The organism is Sorangium sp. So ce327 (assembly GCF_051530205.1).
GTDB classification, from domain to species: domain Bacteria; phylum Myxococcota_A; class Polyangia; order Polyangiales; family Polyangiaceae; genus Sorangium; species Sorangium cellulosum_B.
On sequence record NZ_CP150330.1, the window covers coordinates 2,135,855 to 2,155,185 of the forward strand.

The 19,331-nt window shown below is 70.5% G+C and carries 14 protein-coding genes; 4 read left to right on the forward strand and 10 right to left on the reverse strand.

The window, feature by feature from the left end:
- Positions 1-1,470, reverse strand: coding sequence for a serine/threonine-protein kinase (locus tag WME95_RS08045; protein ID WP_437907827.1), 1,470 nt, complete (start codon positions 1,468-1,470; stop codon positions 1-3).
- Positions 1,471-1,674: 204 nt separating this feature from the next.
- The gene (locus WME95_RS08050) at positions 1,675-2,634 is read right to left on the reverse strand and encodes a cupin domain-containing protein (protein WP_437907828.1); all 960 of its coding nucleotides are present in this window, start codon (positions 2,632-2,634) and stop codon (positions 1,675-1,677) included.
- Between the two features lie 73 nt (positions 2,635-2,707).
- On the opposite strand from WME95_RS08050, the gene WME95_RS08055 reads away from it, so the two are divergent.
- On the forward strand, positions 2,708-3,451 hold the full coding sequence (locus WME95_RS08055; protein WP_437907829.1) for an SDR family oxidoreductase: 744 nt from the start codon (positions 2,708-2,710) through the stop codon (positions 3,449-3,451).
- A 46-nt stretch (positions 3,452-3,497) separates the two neighbouring features.
- Here the strand turns inward: WME95_RS08055 and WME95_RS08060 are convergent, their stop codons facing one another.
- The 3 genes from WME95_RS08060 to WME95_RS08070 all read right to left on the reverse strand — a co-directional run bounded on the left by WME95_RS08060 (position 3,498) and on the right by WME95_RS08070 (position 5,902).
- On the reverse strand, positions 3,498-4,331 hold the full coding sequence (locus WME95_RS08060) for a hypothetical protein (RefSeq protein WP_437907830.1): 834 nt from the start codon (positions 4,329-4,331) through the stop codon (positions 3,498-3,500).
- Positions 4,332-4,594: 263 nt separating this feature from the next.
- Positions 4,595-5,401 carry a trehalose-phosphatase gene (gene otsB / locus WME95_RS08065; RefSeq protein WP_437907831.1) on the reverse strand — a complete coding sequence of 269 codons (807 nt, stop codon included), beginning with the start codon at positions 5,399-5,401 and terminating at the stop codon, positions 4,595-4,597.
- A 117-nt stretch (positions 5,402-5,518) separates the two neighbouring features.
- Entirely contained in the window at positions 5,519-5,902 is a 384-nt protein-coding gene (locus tag WME95_RS08070) for a hypothetical protein (RefSeq protein ID WP_437907832.1), read from the reverse strand.
- Positions 5,903-6,386: 484 nt separating this feature from the next.
- On the opposite strand from WME95_RS08070, the gene WME95_RS08075 reads away from it, so the two are divergent.
- Positions 6,387-7,568: an MFS transporter gene (locus tag WME95_RS08075; protein WP_437907833.1), complete on the forward strand. Its 1,182-nt coding sequence runs from the start codon at positions 6,387-6,389 to the stop codon at positions 7,566-7,568.
- A 371-nt stretch (positions 7,569-7,939) separates the two neighbouring features.
- On the opposite strand, the gene WME95_RS08080 is transcribed toward WME95_RS08075, so the two are convergent.
- Positions 7,940-8,485, reverse strand: a complete 546-nt coding sequence (locus WME95_RS08080; RefSeq protein WP_437907834.1) for a response regulator — start codon at positions 8,483-8,485, stop codon at positions 7,940-7,942.
- Positions 8,486-8,509: 24 nt separating this feature from the next.
- Here WME95_RS08080 and WME95_RS08085 point away from each other — a divergent pair, with 24 nt between their 5' ends.
- Together WME95_RS08085 and WME95_RS08090 are read left to right on the forward strand one after the other, a co-directional pair.
- Positions 8,510-9,868: an ATP-binding protein gene (locus WME95_RS08085; RefSeq protein ID WP_437907835.1), complete on the forward strand. Its 1,359-nt coding sequence runs from the start codon at positions 8,510-8,512 to the stop codon at positions 9,866-9,868.
- A 134-nt stretch (positions 9,869-10,002) separates the two neighbouring features.
- The gene (locus WME95_RS08090; RefSeq protein ID WP_437907836.1) at positions 10,003-12,042 is read left to right on the forward strand and encodes a membrane dipeptidase; all 2,040 of its coding nucleotides are present in this window, start codon (positions 10,003-10,005) and stop codon (positions 12,040-12,042) included.
- 108 nt (positions 12,043-12,150) lie between these two features.
- On the opposite strand, the gene WME95_RS08095 is transcribed toward WME95_RS08090, so the two are convergent.
- From WME95_RS08095 to WME95_RS08110, 4 genes are all read right to left on the reverse strand, one after another.
- On the reverse strand, positions 12,151-12,660 hold the full coding sequence (locus WME95_RS08095) for a hypothetical protein (protein ID WP_437907837.1): 510 nt from the start codon (positions 12,658-12,660) through the stop codon (positions 12,151-12,153).
- 164 nt (positions 12,661-12,824) lie between these two features.
- Entirely contained in the window at positions 12,825-14,243 is a 1,419-nt protein-coding gene (locus tag WME95_RS08100; protein WP_437907838.1) for a serine hydrolase domain-containing protein, read from the reverse strand.
- A gap of 589 nt (positions 14,244-14,832) precedes the next feature.
- Positions 14,833-16,140, reverse strand: a complete 1,308-nt coding sequence (locus WME95_RS08105) for an efflux RND transporter periplasmic adaptor subunit (protein ID WP_437907839.1) — start codon at positions 16,138-16,140, stop codon at positions 14,833-14,835.
- Positions 16,137-19,304: an efflux RND transporter permease subunit gene (locus tag WME95_RS08110; RefSeq protein ID WP_437907840.1), complete on the reverse strand. Its 3,168-nt coding sequence runs from the start codon at positions 19,302-19,304 to the stop codon at positions 16,137-16,139. Before WME95_RS08110 ends, WME95_RS08105 begins: the two co-directional genes overlap by 4 nt.
- Positions 19,305-19,331 lie beyond the last annotated feature (27 nt).

Consider the following 19,331-nt stretch of genomic DNA (forward strand, 5'->3'; position numbering starts at 1 on the left):
TTAGCGCCGCTCGTCGTACGAGAACGTCGGCTCATGCCTCGGGGTGGGAGCGGCCTTGGCCGGGGGCTTCGCCCGCAAGGGGGGCTTTGTCGTCTTCGGCTTCAGCGTGGCCGTAGTTGCCGGCGCCGTCGCCGGCGCCGGCGACGGCGAGGTGGGCTCCGGCTGCGCTTTCGCGCTCGCGTCGTGAGAGGCGGGCGCGGAGGAGGGAGCCTCGGGTTCAACGGGCGCGGAGGGGGCCGCGTTCGGCGCGCCGAACGCGGCCGCCGGCGGCTCTGTCGGCGCCGGGGATCGCGCCCCGTCCTGCCCCTCCGAGGCGATCACCGCCAGCGCAGCGCCCGCGACGAACGCACCGCCGAGGAGAAGGGGAGCCCAATAGCGCGGCTTCGACAGCAGCGCCCCGAAGGGCGGTAGGGCGCCGCTGGGCCAGGACGTGGTGAGCGCTGTCTTCGCCACGGAATCCCGCGGGCGCGGTTCGAGCGACCGTTCCGCCCCGGCGCTGGGCGACGGCGGGGAGGCGTCCGCGCGGCGCGGCCCCGGCGCGTCCGTGGCTCCCGACAGAGACGACCGCCGCATGTTGAGCACCCGAGAGACCCGCTCCGGATAACCCCGCGCTCGCAGGGGCGCGTGAGGCGCAAGGGCGCCGGCGAACGCTGCCACGTCGCTCCAGCGCTGCTCGCGATCGTGCATCAAACACCGCTGGATCACCGCGTCGAGCGCCGGCGGCACGCCGCTCCGGCGCTGGTGGAGCGGCGTGGGCTTCGCCGCGAGCATGCGCCCGTAGAACTCCGCCAAGGTCTCCGCGTGAAACGGCGTCTGCCCGGCGATGAGCTCATACAAGAGGACGCCGAGCGCCCAGAGGTCGCTGCGCGCGTCGACATCCTTCGGCGAGCTCATCTGCTCCGGCGACATGTAGTAGGGGGTGCCGAGCTGCTGGTCGTCTTCGGTGAGGGCGAGCTCCACGCCGCTGATCTTCGAGATCCCGAAGTCGAGGACCTTGATGCACGCCGCGCCGCTGACGTCCTGGGTGACGAAGAGGTTCGCCGGCTTCAGATCGCGGTGAACGATCCCGACGGCGTGGGCCTCGCCGACGGCTTCACACGTCTGGAGAACGTACTCCACGGCGTCGTCGAGAGAGAGCGACCCGCTCTCCCTGAGCAACGCGGCGAGATCACGCCCCTCGAGGAATTCCATGACGATGTATGGCGCGCCGCTTTCGAGGGTGCCGACGTCGAACACGCGGGCGACGTGCTGGCTGCGCAGCCGCACCGCCGCGCGCGCCTCGCGCAAGAAGCGCGCGCGCACGTCGGCGGTGACGTGGTGGGCCGAGCGCATGAACTTCACGGCGACGCGCTGGTCGAGCTCGACGTGGAGCGCCGCGACGACGATCCCCACCGCCCCCGTGCCGAGCAGACGCTCCACGCGGTACTTGCCCGCCAAGACGTCGCCGGGCCGGACCGGGGCGTTGATCATGGCTTCCCATGTGGTCTCAGCGGCTCCGGGAGGTCAAGCGTCGCTTGATGGGCTCGCGCGCGTTCCGCCGCCCGACGATCAGGTGCGGTACTGGTCTTCGAGGCCAGGGTTCCCACAGCAGCTTGGTAGTCTCCTTTGCGTCGTAGTAAACTCACCCGCTGAGCAGGTCGCGCGCGCTGCCTGTCATCAGGGCCTCGCGGTGGTTCAGCGTTGCGACGTAAGGCTTGAGCCCTTCTGCGGACCGGAGCTTGCCACCTCGGGGCGCGAAACGGCCTCATGTGCGTAGCGACCCGGGGGCTGGCCCACGTGACGGCTGAACGCGGTGCTGAAGGTGCTCGCCGAGCCGTAGCCGACGCGCTCGGCCACGTCGGCGATCCCGAGATCGTGGCGGCGGAGCAGATCCCTCGCGACGGCCATGCGCCAGGCGAGCAGGTATTCCATGGGCGGCAGGCCCACGGTGCGGGTGAACCGCTCGAAGAACGCCGAGCGGGAGAGGGCCGCGGTCCTGGCGAGCTGGGCGACCGTCCACGAGCGCGCGAGCTGGGCGTGCATCTGCCGTATCGCCGGCGCGAGCCGCGGATCGGCCAGCCCGCGCAGGAGCCCCGGTGGCGCGTCTCCAGCCGAGGTCGACCGCAGCGCTTCGATGAGCAGCACCTCAACGAGCCGCGTGAGCACGAGGTCGCGCCCCGATCGCTGCTCGTTGGATTCGTCGCCCACGAGCCGTACGAGCACCGAGAGGCGCTCGACGCCGCGCACGTGCAGCACCGCTGGCAGCAGCGACACGAGCAGCGCCGCGTCGGGCGAGTCGAAGAGGAAGTAGCCGCCGAGCAGCCGCACGTCCGGGCGTCCACCGCGCGTGCCGTGGCGGACCTCGCCCGTCGGCGCGGGCGTCACCTTCGGGTCGACGCGCTCTGGCCTCACCGGCTCGAAGCCCGACAGGGTGAACCCCGGCGTCGCCGGCAGGAGCACGAAGTCGCCCGCCTCGAGCGTCAGGGCGCGCTCGCCGTCGACGGCGAGACGACAGCTGCCCTCCAGCACGGCGCAGAAGCTCGGCTGGCCGAAGTCCGCGTAGCGTACCCCCCAGCGACCGGCGCCGCTGATGCGCTTCGAGAACACGGCGCGCGGCTGGAGCAGCGCGATGACCTCCGAGAGAGGGTCGTTCATGTCTGGACTCTAGCAAACGAAACGTGGACTACCAATGGTAGATAGTCCAGCGCGCCGTCGCTATCTTCCCTTCATGAACACTGTGCTCATCACCGGTTGCTCCTCGGGATATGGACTCGAAACCGCGCGCCACTTCCACGCGCAGGGCTGGAACGTCGTCGCCACCATGAGAACGCCTCGAGAGGACGTGCTGCCTCGGTCGGACCGGATGCGCGTGATCGCGCTCGACGTGACGAAGCCCGAGAGCATCGCGGCTGCGCTCGAGGCGAGCGGGCCCATCGACGTTCTCGTCAACAACGCCGGCATCGGGCTCCTGGGCGCCTTCGAGGCCACGCCGATGACCACGGTGCGCGAGGTGTTCGAGACCAACACGTTTGGCGTGATGGCGATGACGCAGGCCGTGCTGCCCCAGCTCCGCGCGCGGCGATCGGGCGTGGTGGTGAACGTGACGTCGAGCGCGACGCTCGCGCCGATGCCGCTGGTCGCCGTGTACACCGCGAGCAAGATGGCCATCGAAGGGTTCACCGCGTCGCTCGCGTTCGAGCTCGAGGACTTCGGCGTGCGCGTGAAGCTCGTCGAGCCGGGCTACGGCCCGACGACGCGCTTCACGAGCAACGGGGGACCCCGCATGGAAGGCCTGATCCCCGACGCCTACGCGCCTCTCGCGCAGCGCATCTTCGCCTCCTTCGGGCAGCCGGCGCTGGTGACGAGCGAGTCCGACGTGGCCGAAGGGGTGTGGCGCGCGGCGAACGACGCGTCGGGGCAGCTCCGTTTCCCGGCCGGTCCCGACGCGGTGGCGCTGGCTGCGGCCAGATGAGCGACAGCGCGGTATCGGGGGGGCGATCGATGAGAATGATGGTGATTCATTCCTCCGGGAACTCGCCGCAGCGGCCGCTCCCGCGGCAGACGCCGCTCGCGCAGCTCTCGTGTCGATGACACCGCCGGCCGGGCGCCAGCTTGCAAGCGCCCGCGCCATTGCAGACCTTGTCGTCCAGCACGCAGTCCGGATCGTCCTCGACTCCGGGCCCGAGGGGCGAGCACGTGCCCACCGACCGCTCGACGTTGCAGGCCATGCAGGTCTCGTCACAAGCGGTGTCGCAGCAGACGCCGTCGACGCATTTCCCGCTCGCGCAATCCCTCGGCCCGCCGCACGCCTGGCCGTTCGCGCCCCTGCACGCGCCCGCTATGTCGCAGACGCGGCCCTGGCCGCACGGCGAGCCTGCAGCCACGACGTGCGTGGCGACCCCGCGCTTGCACCCGTCGCTCGTGCATGGGTCGCCGTCGTCTTCGGCGTCGGCGTCGTCCGGCGCAGGATACGGCTGCCCCGCAGCGCAGGTGAGGATCTGGCAGTCGCCCGCGATCTGCCCGGACGGCAGGGCCGGCACGCCGTCGAGCGGGACGTTGACGCACGCGCCGCTGGTGCACGCGTCCGCGGTGCATGGATTCTCATCGTCGCAGTCGGTCGCCTGCGTCTCGGCCGCGCACGCAGGGGCCTCTCCGTCCCAGCCGGCGCCGGGGTCACCAGCCCCGACCCCCTGATCCCCGCCGCTGCCGGCGCCTGCGCCGCCGGAGCCCTGGAAGCTGCGGGCCTTGGGCGAACAGCCCGCCAGCGCGACGACGAGGCACAGCGGCACCGATGTCGCCTGCACGCGGCCCGTGCGGCGGAGCGGACGTGCTGAGATGTGAAATGTCCACATGCGCCGAACTCTACTGTCGGTCCAGCTCACCCGCACATCAGACTTCTTCTTTCGAGCGGCCATGGACGAACGGCGCGCGCGGTTTGCCGGCGGCGGAGCTCACAGGTGGGCTCGCGCTCCGTTCGAGGCGCGTCACCGCCGTCCGGCTCACCACCCAACCGCATCTGCCCGCCGTACACCCGTGCTCCGCGCGCGGCGCGCGCAACACCGCTTCTCCTGATCTTCTCTCCGACGTGCAAGAACGGAGAACTTGAGTACGCCCCTCAGACGAGGCGCGGCGCCTCGCCGATCTCGCCGCCGCGCCTCGCCGCGAGCGCCGCGAGGAACGCTATCCAGGCCGCGGGGCCATCGAGCGTCAGGTCGGGCTCGACCGCGGGGTCCGGCCGCTCGGACGAGGCGATGTAGACGCCCACGCCGCCGATCGCCCGGGCATGGGCGATCGCCGGCTCGTCGGTCGTGTCGTCGCCCGCATAGACCACCAGCGTCCCCGGCGGCAGCCGCGCCAGCAGGAACGCCAGGGCGCGGCCCTTGTCGTGCGCGGCGTCCCGGGCCTCGTGGATGCTGCGCCCCCGCATGACCACGAACCCCCGCCGCGCCGCCGCGTCCGCCCACGCCCCGAGCGCGTCGAACACCGCCGGCCGGGCCTCCGCCGGGACGAGCCGCCAATGGAGCGCGATCGAGCAGCGCTTGCGCTCGACCCACAGCGAAGGGACCCGCCGCACCGCCGCGTCCGCCTCGCGCTCCAGCGCGTCGAGCGCCTCGGTCGGCGACTCCGCCCGGTACACGAGCTCCCCGGCCGGCGTCGAGATCTCCGCCCCGTGCTCGCCCACGCGCCACGCCGCGCCGATCGCCGCGGTGCGCGCCGCGACGTCCTGGATCGTCCTCCCCGTGACGATCGCCACGGTCGTGCCCGGCGCCCGCGAGAGCGCCCCGAGCGCCCCGAGGGCGCCCGGCGCCGCCACCGCCCCGCCCGAGACCGCGGTGATCTCGGAGATGGTCCCGTCGAAGTCCGTCGCGAGCAGCAATGACGGCGCGGCCGCCGCGCGTTCGACCAATTCAAGAACGTCCATGCTGCACCAGATCTACCACTGGGCAGGCCAGGAGCACGATGGCAAAGCCGGCGCGACCGGGAGCGACCCGGTGGCCGGCTTTGCTGCTTCACGACGGACAGGTCGCCGCCGCGCGCGTCAGAACCGGATGATCACCTCGTGAACGCGGCGCCCCTCGGTCTTGCCCTCGGTGGCCTCCGCGGGCGCGGCGTCGCCCGCGGGCGCCCCCTCCGCGGCGGCCGCCGGCTCGTCCGGCTTGCACTCGTACTTCACGCGCCACTCGGTCTTCTGCACCGTCTGCGTGCTCTCCTGCTTCCGCTTCTTCGGCCCGAAGAAATCCTTCTCGCGGCGCTCGCTGGACTCCGCCACGGACTCTTCCCCGATCACGGTCTCGCCCTCTTCGACGATCTCGTAGCTCTCGGGTCCGCCGCAGGTCGTGGCCATCGTCTGGCTCGCCTTCTGCATGGCCACCTCGCGATCGCCCAGGATCGCGAGCTCGCCCCCGACCTTCGTCCGTCTCACGACGCGGACCTCGCCATACGGCTGCCACGAGCACGCGGCCGTGGAACAGAGCATACACGCGGCGATCAATGCATGAATCGCAGAGAATTTCATGCCGTGCACCAGTACCACCCTCGAAATGACGAGGGCAACAACAAAGCGCGGGCGGCTCTGCGCAAAAGCTGCTACCGGCGGCGCGCGCGCCTGGTCGCATGGTCGCATGGTCGCTTGCTCGCTCGGTCGGTTGATCGCGTCGCGCCGCCGTGGCGGTCCAACGTTGCGCGGTCGATCGAGCGCGCGCCTGCTCGCGCCGGGGCACCGGATCACCACCCGCTGCTGCCACGGCAGCAGCGAGGAGGCTCTCGGCCCCGCGTTCCGGCCCGCTCCGGCGCGGCATGGGGGTTGCTGACCGCCGGTGTTCGCCGGCGCGGATCAACAGGCTTGATCCGCGCCGTGCGCCGAGGTCCAACTGCGCTCCTTCATCGACAAGAACCGCTTCCTGCTGGTGTTCGCGGCGCTGTCCTCGGTCATGGGCCTCAGCGTCGGGGTGGCCAAGGTGAGCACGACGCTGTATGCGCTGGAGCTCGGGGCGAACGAGGCGCTGCTCGGGCTGATCTCTGGATCGCAGAGCGTCGGTGTGCTCCTGATGAGCATCCCCATAGGGCTCCTCGTGGATCACCTCGGGCCCTCGCGCCTGTTCGTGCTCGGGAGCCTCGTGGCCGGGTCGCTCTACATGGCCTTGCCGGCGGTCCCGTCTCCGGTGTTCCTGCTGGCCTTCACGACGGCGATCAGCTTCTTCATGCCGATGCGCTTCGTCTCGCTGAGCACCGTGTTCATGCAGCAGCTCGAGACGGTGGGCGAGGGCAAGGCCGGCTGGTACCGCGGCACCCATATGGTCGGCATGTTCCTGCTCGGCCCCATGCTCGCGGCCAGCCTCACGAAGGCGCTCGGCTTCTCGGGCACGTACCGGCTCATCGGGCTCTCGTTCCTGATCACCGTGCTCATGTCGCCGATCGTCTTCGGCCCTTACACGGCGCGGTCCGCGCACCCTCGATCGCTCCGCCTCTCCGGCGTCCGCGCCGACCTCGCCCTGCTCGCGCAGGACGTCGAGCTGCGCAGCGTGTGCCTGATCGAGTTTGCGGCCCAGTCGATCAACTCGTTCTTCATGTTCTTCATCATCCCCATCGGCGTCACCGTCGCCCACCTGACGGCGGCCGAGGCGTCGGGGCTCCTGGCCTGGCAGGGCGTGACGTTCATCTTCGCGCTGTTCGCGCTGGGGGGCCTCGTGGGCCGGGTGGGGCACGAGCGCGTCTACCTCGCGAGCCTGGTCCTCGTCCCGAGCGCGCTCCTCCTGCTCGGCCTCTCGCGCGATCTCCTGCCGCTGCGGGCCGGCGGCCTGCTGCTCGGCCTCGGGCTCGGCATCCTCCAGATCGCGAACCTCACCCGCATCGCCCGGATCGGCGCGCGGGCGGGGCGGGGCAAGGTGGCCGGCTTGCAGGCGCTCGTGGGGCCGTCCGGCGGCCTGTTCGGCAGCGCCGTGGGCGGCCTCCTGGGCCGGAGCCTGGGGCTCCAGACGATGTTCCTGCTCCTGTCCGTGTTCTTCGGCGTGCTCCTCGCCGTGGCGCGCAGGACGTCCCTCGCGGCGGCGGCGAGCCCCGCGCCCGCCGAGCCCGCCGCCGCAGAGTAACGGCCGAGGAGAGACGACCACCATGCGAGAGCTCGACAAGCCATCTTCGATCGCCACGACGCGCCGCAGGCTCGCGGCGGCCCTCTGCGCCGCGCTCGCGCTCGCGGCCTGCTCGAAGGGAGACCACGGCAGCGGCGACGGCGCCGCCGGCGACTACGAGGTGCAGGAGCTGCGCTATCAGGGGTTCTCGGGCATGGTCTCGGTGCCCGAGCTGGCGGAGGATCTCGGGTACCCACGAACGTGCTCAACCCGTTCGCGGCGACACAGGGGCAGTGACGGCGCCGGCCGCGGCGCGTCCCGCTCGCCGCCGCTTGCGGTGGAGGAGGAATTTGCCGTGGTTCACGGCCCGCGCGTCATGGCGCTGGCCGCTCCTACGATCGCCGCCGGAGGATGTGCTGGAGCAGCTGGCGCGAGACGTTCAGGAGCTTTGCCGCCTTCCGGCGGTTTCCCCCGGCGCGCGCGAGCGCCTCGTCGACCATGACGGTGCGCACCTGCTCCTCGACGTCCTGGATCGACGCCCGCCCCACCGCCGCGCGCACCTGAGGCCGGAGATCGGGCGGCCGGGCCAGCGCGTCGTCGATCGTGCGCTCCAGCTCCTCGAGGCGCAGCGGCTTCTCCAGGAACGAGCGCACCCCTATCTGGGCGAGCCGGAACGAGACGGCCGGGCTCGCCGAGCCGCTGATGGCCACGATCGTCGGCGCGACAGCGCAGGTCATCGCCCGCTCCACGACGTCGACGGCGTTCCCGTCCGGGAGCATCACGTCGGCGATGATCCCTTGAAATACCCCGTCTGCGAGCGCGCGGTGCGCCTCGGCCACCGACGCGCACGCGACGACCTCGGCGCCGCGCGCCTCGAGCGCCTCGTGCAGCGCGCGCCTGAGCCTCGCGTCATCCTCCACGACCAGCCAGCGTAACATCGTATGGTAGAATGCCCCCGGTTCATGGGGGCGCATAGTCTCAAGAGGGCGGAGCTGGCCAGCCTCCCGGCGGTGTCGGCCGTGTCGGCCCTGTCGGCCCTGTCAAATGGCGCGCAGCTCGACGCCCTCATCACGCGCGAGGCGCTGCGGGGTGAGCGCACCGCCTCGATCGCGCGGAGCGTCTTCTGCGCGGCCCTCCTCGCGCGGTTCCTCGCCGTCGGCGGTTTGACGCCGTCAGGCTCTCACGCGCGCTCGCTCATCGAGGTTCCGCTGCTCCTCGGCGCGGTTGCCGCCTCGCTGTACGTGTGGTGGCGGAGCCGGAAGACCGATGCCCCTCCTCACCTGATCCTCGTCTCGGTCGGCCTCGACGCGCTCCTGTGTTTTCTGGCGCTGCTGCCGAACGTGCTCTGGCCCTGGGACGGCTACCCGGGAATCTTGCACCTGCCCGATATGGCCGGGCTCCTCATCACGGTGTCCGTGAGCGCGTTCCGGCTCGTCCGCCGGGCGGTGCTCCTCGCGACGGCGGCGAACGCGCTCTCCGCGCTCGTGCTCATCGCGCTCGACCGCGCGCTGAACGGCGGCCACCACGGCGACTTCTGGGCGCCGGCGTCGCTCTTCTTCCTCCTGCTCCTGACGGCGGCCAGCGCGGCGCTCCTCGCCACGATGCGCACGGTGCGCGTCGTCGAGCTCGGGGCCCGCTCCACGCTGCGCGCCGAGCGCGCTCAGCGGAATCTGAGCGTCATGCTGCACGAGCACCACGACGTGAAGACATCGCTCTCGGCCGCCCTCATCGACACCGATCTCCTCCGGCGCGAGCTCCTTCGGGTCGAGTCCGCGAGCGCCGAGCGCATGTTGCGAAAGCTGGAGCAGCTCCGCGAGAGCATCGAGGACGTCGCGTCGACCATGGGGCACATCCGCGATCGGACGATGCGCGAGCTCGACGCGCTGCGCGCGACGGCCCCCGCCGAGATCGGCGAGGCGACCCGCGGCGCGCTCCGGGTCGTCCGGCGGCGCTACCAGGCGGTGAAGGTCGACGTCACGGATCGCGCGGAGCGCACAGCGGTCCTGTTCGCGGGGGGGCACGACGTGCTGGAGCGCGTGCTCCTCAACGTCCTCGTCAACGCGTGTGAGGGGACGGGCGAGCGCGGGGCGTCCAGCGTGACGCTGGACGCGCGCCCGCTGGGCGGCGGGCGGGTGGCCATCGAGGTGAAGGACGACGGCCCCGGGTTCCACGACACGCCGAGCCCGAAGCCGGGCGGGTCCGGACAGGGGCTCGGCTTCGTGGCCGGCATGGTGGAATCGAGCGGTGGGCTCGTCCTGCGCGCCAACCTCCCGGAAGGCGGCGCCAAGGTCACCATCGAGCTGCTCGAAGCGCCGGTGTGACGGCGGAGCGCGCGGCGCGCGGACAGGGCGGCAAGAAGATTTGCCCTCATCGCGCCGCTGGCCGCGCGGTACGCCTCCGAAGTGGGGACTCGCATGGGCTCCCTCGCTCGCACACCTCGGAAGGATGACCCGGCATGAAGAAAACCAGCCCAATGACAGGTCCTGCGTTGGCTCCGACCTGGATTGCGATCGCCGCGGCCGCGGTGACGTTCGCGGCGTCCGGCCCCGTGAGCGCGCAGGCGCGGCGCTCGCCGATCTTCGATTCGGCGCTCAACGCTCCCGGCCGGCCGCTGCGCGGGTTCGTCGATCTCCACACCCACCCGATGGCGCACCTCGGCTTCGGCGGGCACGTGCTCCACGGCGCTCCCGACGTCGACGTGCTCATGGCGCCGGGGACCATCTACGACCCCAGCGGTCAAGGCGTGTCAGGCGCCACGTGCAATGCGTCGGCGCGGCGCGCCGCCAGCATCGCGGAGGCGCTGGGGACCAGCTACAGCACCCACCGGGGTCACGACTTTCTCACGAACAAGTGCGGCAATCACGTCCGCCAGATCGTGCTCGGGGAAATGGCGAAATCCCACGGCATCCGCTCGTTCGAGGTCGAGCGCCCCGTGGGGTATCCGACGTTCGCGCACTTCCCGGCGCACAACGATATCTTGCACCAGCAGATGTGGGTCGACTGGATCCGCCGCGCGAAGGACGGTGGCCTCCGGGTGATGGTCGCGCTGGCCGTGAACAGCCGCACGCTCGCCCACGGCGTCGAGGCAAACCCGCCCATCGACGACAGGGCGTCGGGCAATCTCCAGATCGAAGAGCTCGTCCGCTTCGTCGGCAAGCACGATACGTGGATGGAGATCGCGCGTTCATCCGCCGATCTCCGGCGCATCGTGGAGAAGAACAAGCTCGCGGTGATCGTCGGTGTCGAGCTGGACGACATCGGCAACTTCGTGTGGAACAGAGCGTCGCCCACGGAGGCCCAGATCCGCGCCGAGATCAAGCGCCTCCACGTCCTCGGCGTGCGCTACGTGTTCCCGGTCCACCTCACCGACAACCTCTTCGGCGGCACCGCCGCTTACGAGGACGAGGTGGCGCGCGCCAACCGCTTCCAGACGGGGAAATGGTGGGACCTCGAGTGCTCCCGCGGAGAGGGCATCACGAAGCAGATCCAGTCGGGGAACGACCTCTTCAAGCTGATGAAGCTCGGCGACGCCGGCGGTCACATCCCGCTCCCGAGCTGCCAGCCGGGGGAAGGCCACAAGAACCGGCTGGGGCTCCTGCCCATGGGCCGCGTCGCCCTCAACGAGATGATGAGGCTCGGGATGGTCATCGACATCGATCACATGTCGCAGCGGATGGTGAGCGACGTGCTCGCATTCACCCGGACGACGCCCGGCGGCGCGTATCCGCTCGTCTCTGGGCACAACGGGCTCCGCGGATCGAGCGGCAACGAGAACGGCCGGACCAGCGCCCAGTACACGGAGCTCGCCGCGCGCGGCGGGCTCGCGGGCGTCGGCTTCGGCGACTCCGACGCGCGGACCTTCCTGCGGAACGCGGCCGCCGTGGCGGCGATCACGTCAGGCGGCAAGGCGCTCCAGATCACCCTCGGCTCGGACATCAACGGGATGGTCGTTATGCCGCGCTCTCCCGAGTGCCAGGCGCCCCGGGACCAGGTGGTGACGGTGCCAGGCGACGCCTGGAACCACCCGCCGGCGCAGCTCCGGTGCCCAGGGGCCGAGATCGACGTGCGCTCCGCGCGCATCGGCTGCCTCGACATCCAGACCAGCGGAAACCTGACGGGCCTCGTCGGCCGCGCCTGCAATGACAGGACGTCCTGCTCTTACAAGGCGCCGACTCCCGACGAATACAGCCGCGCAGGTGTCCAGGCCGCGACGCGCGCGTTCTGTACGCAGGCCATGGAGATCGTGTACCGGTGCGTCGATCCGGCCGCCGAGGCGTGCGTCGATTACTCCAGCTTCCCCAGGGCCCGGATGGGGAGCCGCTCGTGGGATTACAACGAGGAGGGGGTCGTTCACATCGGGCTCTTCCCGGATTTCCTCAAGCACGTCGAGGCGCTTCCGGGCGGAGAGCAGCTCATCGACCGGCTCTACGGCGGAGCCGAAGGCTTCGCGCAGATGTGGGCGAAGGCCGAGACGGTCGGCCGCTCCGTCCCCTGATCCGCACGTCCGTCCCGGGTTGGGCGACCCGGGGGACCCGACCCGGGTTGGCCCTGCGCGGCAAAGCCGTGCAGCGCTGCCGACCTGGGTCGGGCCGTGGTCCCGCCGCTACTGGCGCATCCACGCCACGAGAAACTTGGTCGTGTTCGCCCCCGGGTTGAACGCGTCGCCCTCGCGGATGCTCGCGGAGAACTCGATGGTCTTGGGCCCGGTCTGGGACGCGCTGAACCCGACAGCGCCGTTGTGGCCATCGACCTGCACGGTGATCGTGCCGGCGACGATGTTCGTCGCGCTCGTGATCTTCTTGAAGCAGCCCCGCGTACCGGGCCAGCCGCTGTTGCAGGTCACCGACGTGAGGCCGATCTGGAGCGCCTGCTCCGCCTCTTCCACGGTCTCCTCGCTCAGGTCCTCGTCGCTCAGGGCCTCGTCGCCCTCCTGCGCGATGCAGCCCGCGAGCGCCATGGAGGCGAGGACGGCGATCATCCCGCCGAGCTTCGCGAGAACCCTCCGGCCCTTCCCGCCCGACCGAGCTCGCCGGTCATCTTCGGGTCGGGCCGCGGTGCAGTCGTCCTGGCCTTCGGGGAGTGTGCCTTGTGCGCTCTTGATGTCGTGTGTCATGTTCCGCCTCCATTCATGCTTTCGGTGTCCGTCGCTCCGGCGGGGTGGTTGCCTTGCGGAGCTCGTACGACGACCGTGACCTGATACGGAGGTGGTACCGCACGGTCAGAGACGCGATAAGGGCAAACGTTCTTGCCCCACCCGCGTCGTCTCCGCGGGCCGGGTCACCAGGTGAGGGACCCGTGGACCTTGGTCATGACCTCGTTGGCCCGGATGTCGTTGAGCATCCAGTCGAAGTCCTCCCAGGAGATCTTGCCCGTGTCCGGGTCGATGGTGAAATGGTCGAACTTCGGCAGCCCGTGGTTCGTGAGCAGGATCGCGAACATCCCGCGGCTCGGCTCAGGATCGAGCACCATGAGCGTCCCTGCGGCGCCTGTCTTGCTGTAGGCGACGGTCGATACCGACTCCCCGCCGGGCCACATGCCAGCGTCCCACATCTCCCAGCCGTACCCCTTGCGCGAGTAGAGCAGGTTCTCGGAGTACGTCCAAGCCGACCTGTTGAGATGGAGCGAGCCCGTCTGGTTCGTGGTCATGTCGAGCACGGCCTGGGCAGGGAGCATGGTGTTTACGCAGAGGTTGATAGGCCAGTGGTTGCAGCTGTAGACGTGCTTGCCCCGGTTCAACATCATCTGGGCGAACTTCGCCAGATCGCTCGCGGTCGAGAACAGGCCGTCGCACCCGGTGAGGTGCTCGGCCGGATCCGGGCCGTCCCCTTCGAGGAAGTAGTCGGTCTCGTCCTGCACCTCGCCCCGGAGATAACGCTGGCGCGCCTCGGACCACGCCGTGCCGACGAAGCGGGCCTCCTTCTCCGGCATGTTGATCCACGGCTGATAGCTGGTGTCCGTCATGTTCAGCGGGGTGAAGATGTACGTCTGCATCAGGTTCTGGAGCGAGTCGCCGCCGACCGTCTCCAGCACGTGGCCCAGGATCCGAAAGCCGAGATCGCTGTAGACGACCTTCGTTCCCCGCGGGTGGGCCAGCGGCGCCTCGAGCATCGAGTGCCAGGGGTCGGCGTCGTCGAAGAGGCCGTTCGGGTTGCTTTCGTCGAAGTAGTCGACGTCCTCCCCCGATACATAGCTCATCAGATCCCTGACCGTGACAGAGCTCTTGTCGTTGACCGAGGAGACGGCGAACTCCGAGAAATACGTCGCGACCGTGTTGTTGATGTTGAAGCCCGGGAAATTCCCGGACTCTTGCATCCTCATCGCGAGGAAGACGGTGAACGGCTTCGTCATGGACTGGAGATCGAAGATCCCATCGAGCGGCATCGGCACCGATGGCATGCCCGGATCGTCCTCGTTCAGCCCGTCTCTCGTCCCCACGGCGGTGTGGAGCACGATCCGGCCCCGGCGGGCGACCAGGAGGACCGCGCCGTTGATATCCCCGTCGTCGACCGCGTCCTCCAGCTCGTTGACCGCCTGGTCGAGGAGGGCGCTGGACAGACCCGCCGATGCCGGCGTGTCCGGGCGGAGGGAGTAGCTTATCCCCGACAGAGGGTACGTGTCCTGGGCGTGAGCCGACGGCGCCATGCCGACGAGGGCGGCGGCCGCGGCTCCACAGAAGATCAAGCTACTGGCTCTCATGTTCGCGATTCCTTCCTTGAATGGTGTTGCGGCCTCCGCGCGGCGCGGGGCGGGGCGAAGGGCCGTCGGGATCATCGACTGAGGTCTCGGAGCGCCTCTTCGCCCGCGCCCCGTCAGGGGCTTATCCACCCTTCGTGCCAGCGGGCCGCACGGCGCTCCGGCGAGCAGCGCACGCCGCGCGGCGCGCGCGCCGTGGTCGCCGCGACGACGGCGGGGCGCCCCTCGGGAGCGGCCGTGGCGCCGCCTGCAGTCCGCGAAAATTCCTTTTATATCAGCCGCTTGCGAGGCTCATGACGCCCCCGGGTGCGCCGCGCCGGGCGCCGCCCCCGCCTGGCGCCGCGCCGCTCGCGAGGGGGAGGGGAGAGGCTCGGCGCGCCGCTGCGCCGCACGAAGGCACGCTCGCGGAGCGTGACATCGTGACGTTGTCACGGCGTGACATCGTGACATTGTCACGGCGTGACATCCGAATCTTGGCGTCTTATGGCGTCTTAACGACTCCATCATTCCGGCAAGGTGGGGTAAGTCTCCCACCCCCCGGCGTTCTCCAGGGCGCTGCTTGCGCAGGAGCTCGACGCGATCGAGGCTTACTTCAACGGTTCGGTCCGCCCGGAGGCGGGGGCGGCGGCCCTTCAGGGAGGATCTCGACCGCCATCCCCTCGGTCAGCTCCGCGCTCGCGAGCTTCACGACCCGCTCGCTCCCGTCGAGCCCGGTCGACACCTGGATCGTCGCGCCCGTGTCGCGCTCGACGACGATCGGCGCGAAGCGGATCCTGCTCCCGGGGTCGATGACGGCGACGCGGAGCCCCCTGGCGTCGTTGTAGAGCGCCGTCGCCGGGATCTCGAGCACGCGGTGCGGCGTGGGCAAGGTCAGCGCGACCTCCGCGTACATGCCCGTGAGGAGGCGGCCGTCGGGGTTCGGCACCCGCACCTCCGTGTTCATCGTCCGGGTCGCCGCGTCGAGCGCGCCGGCCGTGCGCGCGATCGTGCCCTGGAACGGCTGCCCCGCGAACTCGCGCACCGTGACCTTCGCCGGCGCGTCGACCCGCACGCTGGGCGCCACGTCCTGCGGGACGCCCACGAAGACGCGCACGGGGTCGGTCGCCGCGACGGTGAAGAGCGGCGTCCCGTTGCCCGCCGTGACCAGCGCCCCGCGCTCGGTCGTGCGCGAGGTGACCGTCCCCGCGAACGGCGCTGCGACCTTCGCGAACTTCTTCTGATCCAGGATGCGCTGGACGTTCGCCTGCTGCGCGGTGATCGCCGCGCGCGCCACGGTGACGCTCGCCTCGGCGACGTGCGCCTGCCCCTGCCGTTGCTCGAGCTCCTCCTGCGGCGCCACGCCCGCGGGGACGAGCTGCTCGTAGCGCTTCACGCTCGACCTCGACAGGTCGCGGTTGGCCTCGGCCTGCACGAGGCCGGCGCTCGCCTGCACGAGCTGCGCGCGGGCCTGCGCGAGCTCCTGATCGAGCTCGGGCGTGTCGATCTCGGCGAGGATCTGCCCCTCCTCGACCTTGTCGCCGATGTCCGCGGTCCACCTCCGCACGTAGCCGCTCACGCGCGGGTAGACGACCGTCTCCGCGAGGGGCTGGATGCTCCCGGGCAGGACGAGCGCCCTGTCGCTCGACACCGGCTGCGGCGCGACGACCCCCACGCGCGGGGCCGCGCCCTCGGCGGCCCGCGCGCCCTGCTCGAGCGCGGCGCGGGCGCTGCGGCGGGGCAGGTAGGCCGCGGCGAACGCCGCCCCGAGCACGACGACGAGGCCCACGCCGAGGGCGAGGCCGCGCGTCCTCGTCAGCACGGCGGGCGGCGGCAGATCGAACCCGAGGTCGTCGGCAGGGCTGCCCTGAGGCGGGGGAGCGGTGGTCGGGGGGGCAGCGGAGCGGCGGGCGGGGGAGCTCATAGGTCCTCTGCGAGCAGGTCTCTGGCCGGGGCCTTGTTCCGGAGGAGGCTGTACATCACGGGCACGAAGAAGAGCGTGCTCAGCGTCGCCACGAGGAGACCGCCGATGACCGCACGCCCCAGCGGGGCGTTCTGCTCGCCGCCCTCGCCCAGGCCGAGCGACATGGGCAGCATGCCGAAGATCATCGCGAGCGCCGTCATGAGCACCGGCCTGAGGCGCGTCATGCCCGCGGCGAGGGCCGCGGTGCCCGCGTCGCGGCCCAGCTTGCGCTGGTCGTTCGCGAACGTCACGACGAGGATGCTGTTCGCCGTGGCGACGCCGACGCACATGATCGAGCCCATGAGCGCGGGCACGCTCAGCGTCGTGTGCGTCACGAACAGCACCCACGCGATGCCCGCCACCGCGCCCGGCAGCGCCATCAGGATGATGAGCGGGTCGAGCCACGACTGGAAGTTCACGACCATCAGCAGGTAGACGAGCACGACCGCGAAGAGGAGCCCGTAGCCGAGCCCCGTGAACGAGGTGTCCATGCTCTCGGCCTGCCCCTTGAGGGTCACCTTCGTCCCGCGCGGCAGCTCGGGCCTGAGCTCGTCCACGACACGCGCGACGGCGCCCGCGACCGAGCCGAGGTCGGTGCCGTCGACGTTCGCCTGGACGTCGAACGTCCTCGCGACGTTGTAATGGGTGATGTTCGCCGGCCCGGTCGCGCGCGACATCGACGCGACGTTGGACAGGAGCTGGGGGCGGCCGTCGCCTGTCGACAGCGGCGTGGCGTTCACGTCGTCGATCGACCCCATCGCGTACTGGGGCGTCTGCACGGCGACGAGGTACTGCACGCCGCGCTTGTCCAGCCAGTAGGTCGGCGACGTCTGCCCGCTCGACGAGAGCGAGACGAGCACGTCGCTCGCGACGTCGCGCTGGCTGAGCCCCAGCTGGTCGGCCATGGTGCGATCGACGTCGATGCGGAGCTGCGGCCTCGCCGGCACCTGCGCGAGGTGGACGTCGACGGCGCCGGGGATCTTCTCCATGCGATCGGCGATCTTCAGCGCGACGGCGTAGGTCTCGTCCTCCTTGCCGATCGGGCCGACCACCTGGACGTTGATGGGCGCCGCGAGGCCGAAGTTCAGCACCTGCGTCGAGATGTCGGGGGCGAGGAAGAAGAACGTCGTGTCGGGGTACGCCGCGTTGAGCCTCGCGCGCAGCGTCCGGACGTGGTCCGCGGTGGGCCTGTGGTGCTCCGCGAGCGCGATGAAGATCTGCCCGTCGGCCGACGAGATCTGCGCGCCCTCGCTGAGCGACAGGTTGATGCCGCTCGCCGGGATGCCGATGCTGTCGAGCATCGTGCGGATCTCGCCCGGCGGGAGCGCCCCGCGGATGGTCTCCTGGATGCGGGCGAAGCGCCGCTCGCTCTCCTCGAGGCGGGTGCCCGGCGGGCCGCGCACGTGGAGCTTGATGAGCCCCGCGTCGACGGTCGGGAAGAAGTCGCGGCCGAGGAGCGGGATCAGCGCGACCGAGGCGGCGACGAGCGCAAGGAACGCCCCGACGAACAGGGCGCGGTGGGCGAGCGCCCAGGCGAGCCACCCGCCGTACGCCGCCCGCAGCCGGTCGAAGGCGCGGTTGAACGCGGCGAAGACGCGCCCGAAGAGGCCCTTTGGAGCGGCGTGGCCGTGCGCGTGCTCCGCCGCCTCGCGCTCGAGCAGGAGGCGCACGAGCGTCGGGACGAGCGTCCGCGACAGGAAATACGACGTGAGCATGGCGAAGACGACCGCCAGGGCCATCGGCACGAAGAGCGACCGCGCGGCGCCGGTGATGAACGCGACCGGCACGAAGACGATGCAGATGCAGAGCGTGGAGACGAGCGCCGGGACGGCGATCTCCTGCGCCCCGTCGACGATGGCGCGGAGGAACGGCTTCCGCTGCCCGAGGTTCCTGTGGATGTTCTCGATGGCCACGGTCGCGTCGTCGACGAGGATGCCGACCGCGAGCGCCATCCCGCCGAGCGTCATCACGTTGAGCGTGTGGCCGAGGGCGTTGAGGGCGATGATCGAGACGAGGATCGAGAGCGGGATGCTGAGGACGACGATGAGCGTGCTGCGCCAGCTCCCGAGGAACAGCACGATCATGAGCGCCGTGAGCCCCGCGGCGATCAGCGCCTCGTGCACGACCCCGGAGACCGCGGCGCGGACGAACACCGACTGATCGAAGAGCAGCGAGACCTTGAGCTCCTTCGGGAGCTTCTCCAGCGTGGCCGGCAGCATCGCGTGGATGCGCGCGGCGACGTCGAGCGTGCTCGCGCTCCCGTTCTTGAGGATGCTCAGGAGCACGCTGCGCTTGCCCTCCACGTGCACCATGTTCGTCTGCGGCGCGCTCCCGTCGCGCACGCTCGCGACGTCGCGGAGGGTGATGGTCCTGCCGTTCACCGTCCTGAGCGGCAGCTTCCCGAGCTCCTCGAAGGCCGCGGGGCTGCTGTTCATGATGACGGGGTACTCGTTCTCCCCCATCTTCGCCGTGCCGGAGGGCAGGGTGACGTTCTGCAGCCCGAGCGCCGCGTTCACGTCGCGCGGCGACAGCCCCCAGGCGAAGAGGCGCTGCGGGTCGATGTCGACCATGATCTGGCGCTGCTTGCCGCCGTAAGGGAACGGGATCTGCGTGCCCCGGATCGTGGCGATGTCGGCGCGGATGAAGTTGACCGCGTAGTCGAAGAGCTGCTGCTCGCTCAGCGACTCGCTCTCCAGCGCGGCCTGGAGGATCGGCACGTTCGAGGCGCTGTAACGGATGATGAGCGGCGGGCTGATCCCGGGCGGCATCTGGCGGATCGCGGTCTGCGAGATCGCCGTGACCTGCGCCGTCGCGGCCTCGATGCTGGCGCCGGGCTGAAGGAAGATCTTGATGATCGAGATGCCGGTGAGCGACTGGCTCTCGATATGATCGATGTCGTTGACGGTGGTTGTGAGGAAGCGCTCGTAGTTGTTGACGATGCGCTTCTCCATCTCCTCGGGGGGGAGGCCGCCGTAGTTGAAAATTACGGACAGGACCGGGATGTCGATGTCCGGGAAGATGTCCGTCGGCATCCGGGCGACGGTGAACACGCCCAGGATGACGATCAGCATCGACATCACGATGAACGTGTACGTGCGTTGAAGCGCGATCCGGACGAGCCACATGGGCCACTTCCCGTCCCCCTCCGGAGC

Bases quoted from the DNA above. Each gene is read 5' to 3' on its own strand.
- WME95_RS08100 (WP_437907838.1), bottom strand. From the start codon at position 14,243: ATGAGAGCCAGTAGCTTGATCTTCTGTGGAGCCGCGGCCGCCGCCCTC.
- WME95_RS08105 (WP_437907839.1), bottom strand. From the start codon at position 16,140: ATGAGCTCCCCCGCCCGCCGCTCCGCTGCCCCCCCGACCACCGCTCCC.
- WME95_RS08055 (WP_437907829.1), top strand. From the start codon at position 2,708: ATGAACACTGTGCTCATCACCGGTTGCTCCTCGGGATATGGACTCGAA.
- otsB (WP_437907831.1), bottom strand. From the start codon at position 5,401: ATGGACGTTCTTGAATTGGTCGAACGCGCGGCGGCCGCGCCGTCATTG.
- WME95_RS08080 (WP_437907834.1), bottom strand. From the start codon at position 8,485: ATGTTACGCTGGCTGGTCGTGGAGGATGACGCGAGGCTCAGGCGCGCG.
- WME95_RS08090 (WP_437907836.1), top strand. From the start codon at position 10,003: ATGAAGAAAACCAGCCCAATGACAGGTCCTGCGTTGGCTCCGACCTGG.
- WME95_RS08085 (WP_437907835.1), top strand. From the start codon at position 8,510: ATGGGGGCGCATAGTCTCAAGAGGGCGGAGCTGGCCAGCCTCCCGGCG.
- WME95_RS08045 (WP_437907827.1), bottom strand. From the start codon at position 1,470: ATGATCAACGCCCCGGTCCGGCCCGGCGACGTCTTGGCGGGCAAGTAC.
- WME95_RS08060 (WP_437907830.1), bottom strand. From the start codon at position 4,331: ATGTGGACATTTCACATCTCAGCACGTCCGCTCCGCCGCACGGGCCGC.
- WME95_RS08050 (WP_437907828.1), bottom strand. From the start codon at position 2,634: ATGAACGACCCTCTCTCGGAGGTCATCGCGCTGCTCCAGCCGCGCGCC.
- WME95_RS08095 (WP_437907837.1), bottom strand. From the start codon at position 12,660: ATGACACACGACATCAAGAGCGCACAAGGCACACTCCCCGAAGGCCAG.
- WME95_RS08110 (WP_437907840.1), bottom strand. From the start codon at position 19,304: ATGTGGCTCGTCCGGATCGCGCTTCAACGCACGTACACGTTCATCGTG.